General features: G+C 65.2%; 11 protein-coding genes. 3 read left to right on the top strand and 8 right to left on the bottom strand.

What is annotated here, in order from left to right; genetic code table 11:
• Positions 1-3 precede the first annotated feature (3 nt).
• Together AAF563_14790 and AAF563_14795 are read right to left on the bottom strand one after the other, a co-directional pair.
• Positions 4-1290, bottom strand: coding sequence for an FAD-dependent oxidoreductase (locus AAF563_14790; GenBank protein MEM7122546.1), 1287 nt, complete (start codon positions 1288-1290; stop codon positions 4-6).
• A 3-nt stretch (positions 1291-1293) separates the two neighbouring features.
• Positions 1294-2004, bottom strand: a complete 711-nt coding sequence (locus AAF563_14795; GenBank protein MEM7122547.1) for an alpha/beta fold hydrolase — start codon at positions 2002-2004, stop codon at positions 1294-1296.
• 82 nt (positions 2005-2086) lie between these two features.
• On the opposite strand from AAF563_14795, the gene AAF563_14800 reads away from it, so the two are divergent.
• Positions 2087-2743, top strand: coding sequence for a TetR/AcrR family transcriptional regulator (locus AAF563_14800; GenBank protein ID MEM7122548.1), 657 nt, complete (start codon positions 2087-2089; stop codon positions 2741-2743).
• 22 nt (positions 2744-2765) lie between these two features.
• Here AAF563_14800 and AAF563_14805 read toward each other — a convergent pair whose 3' ends face one another.
• Positions 2766-3683: a formyltransferase family protein gene (locus AAF563_14805; protein ID MEM7122549.1), complete on the bottom strand. Its 918-nt coding sequence runs from the start codon at positions 3681-3683 to the stop codon at positions 2766-2768.
• A 151-nt stretch (positions 3684-3834) separates the two neighbouring features.
• On the opposite strand from AAF563_14805, the gene AAF563_14810 reads away from it, so the two are divergent.
• A complete protein-coding gene (locus tag AAF563_14810) occupies positions 3835-4659 on the top strand; it encodes an isocitrate lyase/phosphoenolpyruvate mutase family protein (protein MEM7122550.1) in 825 nt (274 codons plus the stop codon).
• A gap of 3 nt (positions 4660-4662) precedes the next feature.
• Here AAF563_14810 and AAF563_14815 read toward each other — a convergent pair whose 3' ends face one another.
• Complete coding sequence (locus AAF563_14815; GenBank protein ID MEM7122551.1) at positions 4663-5598, bottom strand: hypothetical protein; 936 nt, start codon at positions 5596-5598, stop codon at positions 4663-4665.
• 35 nt (positions 5599-5633) lie between these two features.
• Entirely contained in the window at positions 5634-6314 is a 681-nt protein-coding gene (locus AAF563_14820) for a GntR family transcriptional regulator (GenBank protein ID MEM7122552.1), read from the bottom strand.
• A gap of 241 nt (positions 6315-6555) precedes the next feature.
• Here AAF563_14820 and AAF563_14825 point away from each other — a divergent pair, with 241 nt between their 5' ends.
• Positions 6556-7026, top strand: a complete 471-nt coding sequence (locus AAF563_14825) for a DUF1493 family protein (GenBank protein MEM7122553.1) — start codon at positions 6556-6558, stop codon at positions 7024-7026.
• On the opposite strand, the gene AAF563_14830 is transcribed toward AAF563_14825, so the two are convergent.
• From AAF563_14830 to AAF563_14840, 3 genes are read right to left on the bottom strand one after another with little or no spacing between them, the layout of a single operon-like run.
• Positions 7023-8033: an alpha/beta fold hydrolase gene (locus tag AAF563_14830; GenBank protein MEM7122554.1), complete on the bottom strand. Its 1011-nt coding sequence runs from the start codon at positions 8031-8033 to the stop codon at positions 7023-7025. The genes AAF563_14825 and AAF563_14830 overlap by 4 nt on opposite strands.
• A 14-nt stretch (positions 8034-8047) precedes the next feature.
• On the bottom strand, positions 8048-9472 hold the full coding sequence (locus AAF563_14835; GenBank protein MEM7122555.1) for a glutamine synthetase: 1425 nt from the start codon (positions 9470-9472) through the stop codon (positions 8048-8050).
• Between the two features lie 12 nt (positions 9473-9484).
• Positions 9485-10513: a D-2-hydroxyacid dehydrogenase gene (locus AAF563_14840; protein MEM7122556.1), complete on the bottom strand. Its 1029-nt coding sequence runs from the start codon at positions 10511-10513 to the stop codon at positions 9485-9487.
• Between the last annotated feature and the right edge of the window lie 130 nt (positions 10514-10643).

Below are 10643 nucleotides of genomic sequence, written 5' to 3' on the forward strand. Positions count from 1 at the left end.
GTCTTATGCCAGTGCGTCGTGCACGGCCTTTGCCGCGGCCTCGGCGGTTCGGACCGCGCCTTCCATTTGACCGGCAAACTGCTCGCTGATCTCGGCGCCGGCCCAACGGATCCGTCCGACCGGTTGACGCAAGGCGTGTCCCCAGTTCGTCCAAACGCCGGTGGTCATGAATGAGTTGCAACCCCGGCTCCAGGGTTCGGCGGCCCAGTTGACCATGTGCACGGCATGGGCGTCGCGCGCGGCGGGGCCAAGGCCGGCGGCAAGGTCGTCGAGCAGGGCACCCTGGCGGTCGCCGTCCGGCAGTGTCCAGATCTGGCGCGAGCGGCGGATCGAAACCAGCATGGTGAAGGCGGCGGGAAGCTCATCGCCGCCTTCGTCCCAGGCGATCATGGCGTCGGACGCATAGCTCGTGATGCCGGCATCGCGCCAGAACGGCTGGTCGTACATCGCCGCGGCGGTGATCTTGCCGCGGATCGGCATGCGTTGAGTCAGATAGTCGCGGGCCGGCGACAACGGTGGATCCCAGCGCAGGCGACCGGCGAGCACCGGCGGCAGCGTGACAATGGCGTGGCTTGCGTCAACGGTCAGATCGTCGCCGACCACGGCGACGCCACTGTCGTCGTGACGTACCGACATGGCTGATGTTTCCAGATAGATCGCATCGCCCAGGCGGTCCGCCAGTTTATCGGTCAGGGCATGCGCGCCGCCGACGAAGATCTCGCTGTCATGGGCCGGCCCGTCCAGGCCCAGGATGCTCGCGAACCCACCGTTTGATTTAAGATAGAAGAGCGCGTGGAGCAGAGAGACATCCTGAGGCTCTGGCAGGAAGCCGGTCAGGATGTCGCCCAGGGTCGCGGCGTGCTGCGGACCGAATGTGGTCGACAGCCATGTGGCAAGCGTTTGGCCGTCAAGCACGTCGGCGTCCGGCACGGTCCACGGTTGATCCAGCGGCACCATCTGAGCGGCGTTGTCGATTTCGCGTATCGACTCGATCAGCTCGGGTTGGGTGACGCCGCGCGCCTCGGCCGCATCGTCGAAGATTTGCAGCGGCTTGACCGCGACGCCGAACGCGTCCGCAAGCCGCTTGATGGCGTCCTGCCCGGGCCCGATCCAGCGTCCGCCGAGTTGCACCACCCGCTCGGCGATGGAAAAGCCGTAGATGCGGCCGCCGACGCGGCTGTTGGCTTCAAGAACGGCGACAGAGTGACCGGCTTCACGCAGGCGCCAAGCCGCCGTCAGACCGGCGATGCCGGCACCAATGATGACCACATCGGCATCGATCGCCCTCATGGTTCACCCATAGCGCAACCATTGCTGCAAAAGGGCTGTAACCGCGTGGGGGCGCTCCATGGGGGCATAGTGATTGCAGTCCTCAATCAAGGTGACGCGCGCGCCGGAAATGCCATCGCCCATTTCCTCCGAATGCTCCGGCGGGATCAGCGTATCCTGACGTCCGCAAATCACCAGTGTCGGACAATCTATCGCGGCAAGGTCGGGGCGGCTGTCGGGCCGGCTCATGATGGTGCGTTGCTGGCGCACGAAGGCCTCGGCGCCGACGCGCAGCGCCATGGTGCGCAGTTCCGTCATGAGCGCTTCATCGTTATGGCGGCTGGGGTGGATGACATTGGGCAGGGCCTGGTCGACGATGGCCGGATACTTGCCCGATTGGGCAAGCGCGATCTGACGGTGACGGTCGGCCGTGCGCTCCTCGTTATCGGCACGCGCGGATGTGCCGATCAGCGCCAGCTTGGTGACGCGCTCGCGCGCGCGGCGGAGAATCTCAAAGGCGACATATCCACCCATGGAGAACCCGACCAGGGCGAAAGAGCCACTGATAGTGTCCAGTACCCGCGCAGCGCCGTCGCCGACAGTCTCCTGGTCCAGCAGGTCGACGGCAATCGGCCGCGCGACATCGCCCAGATGGTCGAGCTGATGGCGCCACATCTGGATGTCGTCGAGAAGGCCGGGCAGAAGGACAACGGGCGCAAGGTCGCGGACAGACAAGGTTTCGGTCCCTTCTTAGAGATTGACAGAATGGGCCAGGGGCCTAAAAATATAGGCCAACGACCTAAAGTCAATGGAAACCATGATGAACGCATCCGCCGACTACCTGCCGGCGACCCTGGGCGAGGGCGTGCGCGGCGATGCGGCGGCGACGCGCAAAGGGACGCGCCGCGCCGCGCAGATCCTGCGGGCCGCGCTCGATGCCGTGGTGGAGACGGGTTACACCGAGTTGACGCTGGAGGCGGTCGCCCGGCGCGTCGGTATCAGCAAGGGCAACCTGCAGTACTACTTTCCGACCCGATCCCATCTTCTGCAGGCCGCGTTCGCCGAGCAGATCGAGACCCACAAGCGCACCTGGCAGGACGTCCACGATGCGCCGGCGCGGGATGCGCGCACAAGGCTATGTCGGCTCGTCGCGTTCGAATTGGCCGCCAACCGGGACCCCCGGTTCGTCGCCCAGGTGCGCGAGCGCTGGTCGCTGGCCGAGCGCGACCGGGAGCTCAGGCGCCTCAGCAACACCTGGCACCGCTGGGTCACCGGACGTTATGCCGGCGTCGTCGGCGCGATGCGGCCGGATCTGGACAAACGGGCCTGCCGCCAGATCGGCATCATGATCTACGCGTTGTTGGTCGGATCGACGCCTTACTTCGGGCCCGACCGTGCCCTGCCATCGATGAGCCGCGGCCTTGACGGGCGGATCGAGGACACGGTCCTGCGGATGGTCGAGGCCGCCGCCTGACCGGCGTGGTGAGACACGTGCTCTAGTCGCGGTCCGTGGGCGCCGCAGGTGTCCTTGGGTCAGCGACCGGTTCCAGGATGCGTGTCTTGACGGCAGCTGGAAAGCAAGCGTCGAAGTCCACGTCGTCGATATCGCCCTTTTGCTCGTTCTCGAACCGCATGACCAGGGTATCGAGCAAGACCGTGACCATGGTGGGAAGCGGTTCAAGCATCTTCTCGAACATCGCGAGCGTGTCGGGAATGGCGCCTTCCGTGTCACGGATGTTGACCGGCGGCGACTGGCCAATTACGGGGCCGGCATCGACCACCTCGGTCACCTGGTGTACGGACCACACGGTCGTTCTGGCGTCGCGTTCGGCGATGTCGCCAAACGGCGCAGCGCCCGCACCGTGATGGTGGGCGAGGTCCGCCGGGTGAAAGTTGTAGCTGCCATAGGGCGGCAGATCGATCAGCACCCGATCGAGTACCTGGCCGAGACCGCAGACCAGAATGACATCGGGTCGCCGTTCGCGGGCCCACTGGCGGAACCAGTCGACCTTGATCTCTCCGGTGTAAACCGACGTGCCCCGTTCGAGCGCGGTTTCGATCGTGGCGGTTTCCATGGTAAGGCGCTGATCGGCGTCGAGATACTGCCACAGGCGCCGCTTAAGACTGATCTTGGCACCGGCGTTCGCCGGGTCGTCGGTCACAAGGCCAACGAGGTTGATACGCTCGCGGTGGCGTTCTTCATACGCCGTCACCGTCTGCACCGCGCGCAGGCCCATCGCCATGCTGGCAAACAGCAGGATGCGCATGCCGGTGTCGCGCTTGGCGGCCTTTTCGCCGGGCGCCGGTTCGATCAGCTCGCCCCACGCCGCGTCGTCGTTGGCGGTGAACCGGCGGTCCGGCCGGTCGTGGGCCAGACGCCGGTTCAGCCGGGCATCTTGGTCAAGGCGGCTCATAGTCGCTTCGATCATCTCCGTCGGAACGGTATACCTGATAGGGCGGCCGGGCCGGCCTGGCAATGGCCCTCTGCCGCCGGCCAGATTGGCCCTCGCGCCCCGACGGCGCCGCCGCGTACCATGCGGCGAACCGCAACCGGAGAGCCACGCCATGACACAATCGCAGCACGACAAGGCCGCACGCTTTCGCGCCCTGCACGAAGGTCCAGGCGCCTTCGTCATGGGCAACATCTGGGACGCCGGCTCGGCAAGAATCGTCGCCGGTCTGGGCTTCCAAGCGGTCGCGACCTCGAGTGGCGCGTTCGCCAACACCCTGGGCCGCGGCGATGGCGAGGTCAGCCGCGATGACGTCCTGGTCCATGCGCGCGATGTTGCCGCCATCGTCGACGTGCCGGTCTCCGGCGACTTCGAGAATGGTTTCGGTCATGCGCCCGACTATGTCGCCGAAACCATCCGGCTGGCGGCCGATAGCGGCCTGGTCGGTTGCTCGATCGAGGATTTCGCCGGCAATGAGGCGGACCGGCTCTATGACAAGTCGGAAGCCGCCGAGCGCATCGCCGCGGCGGCCGAGGCGGCGTCCGGCGTCGGGTTTGCGTTCACGCTGACCGGGCGCGCGGAGAACTTCCTGCGCGGCAATCCCGATCTCGACGACACGATCGCGCGCCTTGTCGCCTATCAGGACGCCGGCGCGGATGTCCTGATGGCGCCCGGCCTGCCGGATCTGGATGCAGTGAAAGCGGTGTGCGGCGCGCTCGACAAGCCGCTCAACTTCATGGTTGGCGTGCCCGGCCGGTCGTTCGCCAAGGCGGATTTGGAAGCCGCCGGCGTCAAACGCATAAGCCTGGCGACCTCGCTCTACAAGGCCGCCCTGACCGGCTTCATCGCCGCCGCGCGCGAGGCACAGGACGACGGCACGTTCGGTTATGTGGAGACGCTGATCGGTGGCGCCGAGCTGGGCGAGCTGATGGATGAATGATGCCTATTGGCGCTGCTCGCTGACGGTCGCGTTGACCGCGCCGGCGGACGCCAACATGGCACCGACGAAGAACACGCCAAGGCCGGCCAGCGTCGCCGTCGAATAGGCGACGCGGCCCTCGATCATCTGCAGCGCGAAGATGACGAAGGGGCCGAGCGCGGTGAGCGTGCCGATGGTGAGCGTCGAGACTGACGCGATGGCGCGTTGTAGCGCATAGAGCGGCGGCACCGTCAGCACCAGGCCCAGCGCGACCATGACCGCCATGTCGGAGAGCGGGACGGCGCCTTTGTGGTCGAAGCCGAGCACGGCGAAGCCGCCGGCGAACATCACATAGAGCGGGAAGCGCAGGCCGAACACCGCGCCCGGCCCGACGCCGACGCGATCGAGCCGCTGGCAGAAGATCAAGACCCAGGTGAACATGACACCGTCGACAACCGCCAGCAGCACGCCAAGGATCGCGGTCCCCGCATCGCCGCGCACGAACCCGGACCAGCCGCCGATCGTGACGACCGCGAGATAGACCACGCCGGCGAACAGCAGGATGTTGCCGAGCGACTCGGTCGTGTTGCGCATGGGTTCGCCCTCTGCCACGCCGAAGCGGTAGGCGAGATAGGCGGTCATCGGCATGACGCCGCCGGAGATGGTGTAGGTGATCGCCGGTTCGATAAGCTGGACAGAGAGCAGATAGGCGCCGACCGCGAAGACGACCGCGACGTTGGCGGCGATCAGGGGCCGTGGATTTGCCAGCGCGGCCTTGACCTGGCTTGGCGCGGTGATCGCCGCCCAGCCGATGAAGCCGACCGCGATGATGCCGAACACCAGAAAGCCGAACAGAAACGAACTCATGCGCTGGAACAGCCCGCCGAAGAAGACGAACTGGGCGGACTCCAGGATGACGAAGGCGAGCGCCCACGCGATGCCGAACAGCGCTGTCTTCATGGCAACACCTGGTCGTTAGCCGTCATGGTGGGTGATCATTGGGCGAGGTCACCCAGCTTGCGCTTGAATTCCGACTGCCAGCGCTCGCGCCCGGCATTGATCTGATCTTCAGTCATCCGGACGGCGTCATCGAACGCGCCTCGCCGCAGGACATCGACAATGCCACCGTGAATGGCGCGCCAGTTCTCGCTCAAGCCGACCTTGTTCCACACCGGGCACCAGTAGCGCGACATCGCGACATAGAGCGACTCGATCTGGGCCAGCAGCCGGGGGCGGTCGGCCCTGTCATAAAGCGCCAGGTGAAACTGCCAGTGCAGTTCCGCGCGCTCGGCGGCACCACCCGCGACCGCAACGGCATCAAGGATCGCCTCGGCGGCACTGAGATCAGCGGTGGTCAGGCGCGGCGCTGAGAGTTCCAACGCCCGCGGCTCCAAGAGGGCGCGCAGCTCCATTATGTCGAGAAAGTCGCGTTCGGACATGACCGCCACGGTGACGCCGCGATTGGGCGCCTGGGTCGCTAGGCCCGAGGCGACCAGGCTGTGCAGTGCCTCGCGCACCGGCGCAGCGCTGACATTGAACGCGGCCGCGATCTCGTTCTGCTTCAGCTGCGTACCGCCGGCGATGTCGCCGATTAATATGGCTTGGCGCAGGGAGTCCAGGACCACCCCGGCGGTGGACTTCACCTCGCCCGCCACAAACCGCGCGTTTTCCGCCATCGCCCCTCCCCAGAAGAAAGATCGATTATCGATAATCTGGCAAGTCCGTCAAGCGTCTCACGTGTCGGACAGGTGTGGAATTGAGGGGTGTGTCGACGGAAAAGTGACGGTTGCCTGGGTCCCTGCGTGCATCGCTCGTGTCGGCTGTCACTGCCAGGGCTGCTGTCCGCTGCAAGTCTGGGTCGTCGATGCGATTGGGAATCACACGCGAACCGGAACCGGTAGAGGGTAGGCACAGGCGATGGCGACAGTTGATGCGACGATGCCCATGCTGTCATTTGACGATGCGATGTACAGCGAGGCCGCGCGGTCGGGCGGCCACACCAGCGCATCCGCCAAGGACGAGTTGGAGCGCATCGTCTCCGACATCATCGGGAAGCCGACGGTGCTCGGCGTCTCAGACCGCCTCTATCACGACGTCAACCTTGCCGGTGACGATGCCACCCGGCTTCTCGACGAGGTCCATCAACGTTTCGGCGTGCGGTTCGCCGGCTTCCGGTTCGACAGCTACTTTCCCCACGGCACGTCGGTTTCCGTCGACGCCCTGCTGATGAAGCTCGGCCTGCGCGGTAAGTGGAAAGAGCTGACCGTTGAACACATGCTCAACGTCATCGATACAGGAGCATGGTTCGAGCCGGACGAGGTCGATCTAGCCGGCGGTGAGTCGACGTCTCGTATGCCGACCGCCGCCTTCGACGCGCCACAGACCTAACCCACCAACTCCCGCAACGCGTCATCCAGGAAACCGTCGAACGCCGGGACGTTGCCCGGGCTGGCGGCGCAGTGTCCCCAGGGGGAGTCGAACGGGCGCAGCTCCGCGTTCGGCATGTGGCGGGCTTCGATCTCGTTGTCCTCGGGCGGGAAATAGAGATCGGTGGTGCATGGTATCAGGATCGCGCGCGCGGTGATGGCGCCGAGCGCCTTCTCAATATCATCGCGGTAGAGCGGGTTGGCGCTGATGTCGCCGTGTTGCCAGCTCCACAACTTGGCGAGCAGGTTGTTGGCGTCCCAGTTGTCGATGTGGTCGTTCTCCCAGTCGACCAGGAGGTCTTCCAGGGTATCGAAGCCCTGCTCGCGATAGAGGTGCTCGCGGTAGAAGGTCTGCGAGAACGCCCAGCCGGCGTAGACGCGGCCGAAGGCGGCGAGGCCGCGTTTGGGCTGGGCGACATAATCGCCGCCGTTCCAGGCGCTGTCGGCGGTCAGTGCGGCCTTCACACCTTCCAGGAAGACGATGTTGTGGGGCGATGTCTTGGCCGAGGCGCAGAACGGCAGGATCGCTTCGACCATCTCCGGGAACTGCGCGGCCCACTGATAGGACTGACAGCCCGCCATCGACCAGCCGTAGACCAGCTTGATGCGTTCGATGCCGAACTTTTCGGTCACCAGGCGGTGCTGGCAGAAGACGTTGTCAAAGAGTGTCGTCTTCGGAAAGCGGGGGCCGTCCTGGGGCGCGGCCGTGTTGCTGGGCGAGGAAGAAAGCCCGTTGCCGAACATGTTGATCGAGATAACGAAATGGTGCGCGGGATCGATGGTGCGGCCCGACCCAAAGAACCCTTCGTTGCGCGCGTGGGTGCCCGTATAGAAGGTCGGCATGACGACGACATTGTCGCGCGCCGGCGAGAGTTCGCCATAGGTGTTGTAGGCGAGGCGCGCATCTCTCAGTACCTCACCCGACTGCAGGTCGACATCACCCAGGCGGAAGATCTCGTGGTCGGCCATCATCCGCTTCCCGGTCAGTAGAGCCTGAGGTACTCCTCGACTTCCCAGTCGGTGACCGCCTGGTGGTAGCGCTCCCACTCGTCGATCTTGTAGGCGATGAAGGAGCTGTGCATCTGCTCGCCGAGCGTCTGCTTGGCGAACTCGTCGTCGCGCAGGATTTCGACAGCCTCCAAAAGATGCCGCGGCAGGCGTTGGGCGCCCGACTTCACGATCGCCTCCTCCGACATCGAATAGAGGTCCTCATTCAAGGGCGGGCCGGGATTGTACTTCTCGACGATGCCTTCGGTCATGGCGGCCGCCGTCAGGCCCAGCGCCAAATAGGGGTTCATGCACATGTCAGCGGCGCGGTTCTCGATACAGAACCTCGCCTGCGGCAGGCGCAGCATCGACGAGCGGTTGTTGTAGCCATAGGTCATGTGGGTCGGCGCCCAGGTGACCGTGCCGCCCTCGAAACCGCCGACCCGCGGCACCAGGCCGTTATAGGAGTTCACCGTCGAACACGAGATGGCGGTCAAGGCGCCGCCGTGGCGCAGCAGGCCGGCGACCGCCAGAAGCGCGCGTTCGTCCCACTCGCCATCCGCCGTCTCGAAGATATTGACACCAAGATTGTCGATCGCCTGCATCGAGGTGTTGAGATGCGCGCCGGAACGCCAGTCACCGATGGTCGGCTTCGGCATGAACGTCGCGAACATGCCGTGCTTCTTAGCGATCTCCTTGACCAGCACGCGCAGGAACACCAGGCGGTCCGCCATGCCGAGAACATCGGTGTAACCGAAGTCCAGCTCGAACTGGCTATAGGCGCCCTCGCAGACGACGTCGTGCAGGTCCCAACCCAGCTCGCCGTCGATGATGTCGATGAGCTCGCCCAGGTAGCCCATGGAATCGAGGGAGTATTCGACGTCGTAACCGAACGCCTGACGGCGCGGGCGAAGGCCCTCACCGGGCAGGGGGTCGTTGTCGATGCCCTTCACCGGTTGGCCGTCCTGCCAGCGCATGACGATGAACTCAGGCTCGATACCGGCGAAGACCGCGTAACCCTTATCGGCGCAGTCGCGCACGATGCGCTTCAGCGCTCCGCGCGGGCAGACGTTATAGGGTTTGTCGCTCCACCAGAGGTCAGCGAACACCCAGGCGAGTGTCTTGTCCCACGGGCAGATCACCAGGCTGTCGAGATCCGGCACCATGATCTGATCGGGGTCGGCGGGGCCCAGTTCCGGCACGAACGAGACGGAGTGGACGGCGAACTGCGGGCCCTTGCCCTGACACAGCCGCTCCCAGTCCGACAACGGCACCGGCTTCGTCTTCGGCACGCCCAACAGGTCGATCCAGCAGCACAGGATGTACTTGACGCCGGCCTCCTCCAGCATCGCGCCGGCCTCGGCGATCCGTTCGGCAGGCGCAAGCGCTTCGGCCATGGTCTGGGGGTCGGAAAGATTCATGGCGGGTCTCCTTTAGTAACCGAGCGTCGGGTCGACCACGTTCTCCAACGGCTCGCCGGCAAGGTAGCGGCGCATGTTGGCGAAGAACAGGTCAAGGGTGATGGGCACGTAGTTGTCGCCGTCATCGGCGGAGATGTGTGGCGTGACGACAAGATTGGGTGCCGACCACAGCGGCGAATCCGCCGGCAGCGGTTCGGGATCGAAGACGTCGAGAATGGCGCCGGAGAGGTGACCGCCTTCCAGCAGATCGACCAGCGCGCCGTAATCCATTACGGCGGCGCGACCGACATTGATGATGCCGGCGCCGGGTTTCATGCGGCCGAGGCGCTCACGGTCGAACAGGTTCTCCGTCTCCGGTGTCGCAGGCGTCGCGACGAAAACGTAGTCGGCGCGCGCCAGCATCGCGTCCAGATCGCCGGTTGTCCCCATCTCGTCGATGTCGGGATGCGGCCGGCCATGGCGGCTGACACCCAAGACCTCTATGCCGAGTTTCTTCAACTGATGCGCCGCGCCGCTGCCCAGGCTGCCGGTACCGACAATGAGCGCGGTCTTGCCGGCGATCGGCGTCGAATAGAGAGATGTCCAGTCGGCGGAGCGTTGGTTGAACTGAACCGCCGGCATCTTGTTGTGCAGCATCAAGACCGCCATCAACGCGAACTCGCCGGCCTTCGCCTTGTGGGCGCCCTTGTTGTTCACGACCGTGACGCCATCGGGAACCCAATCCATCGGGCATAGATGTTCGACACCGGCGCCGATGATGTGGATCCATTTGAGGTTGGGCGCGACCTCGGCGAGGTTCTCGGTCGGCAGGTCCCAGGTGACCAGCGCCTCGGCGGTCGCCATGGAGTCGTCGAAGTTGTCGGTGTCCCAGTCGATCACGACATCGAGATGTGGTCCGACGTCGGGATGACGCTGGGCGGCGTCGTCGAACCGATCGGGCGTGATGGTGAAGACTTCCTCGCCTTCCGGCGTCGGCGGGAAGGTATCGGGTGAGGCGTGGTTGTTCTTGACGTGGACGCGGACCTTGCGTTCGGCGCTCATGGCGCAAACCCGCGCGCTTCGAGGTCCTTCAACTGTGCGATCACCTGGTCGTCGCGCGCGGCGCCGACAAGTTCCTCGGCGGCGAACTGGATCTCCATCACCGCTTTGGCGACGTCACGCAGCAGCTTGC

Source organism: Pseudomonadota bacterium, assembly GCA_039028155.1.
In the GTDB taxonomy this organism is placed as follows: Bacteria; Pseudomonadota; Alphaproteobacteria; order SP197; family SP197; genus JANQGO01.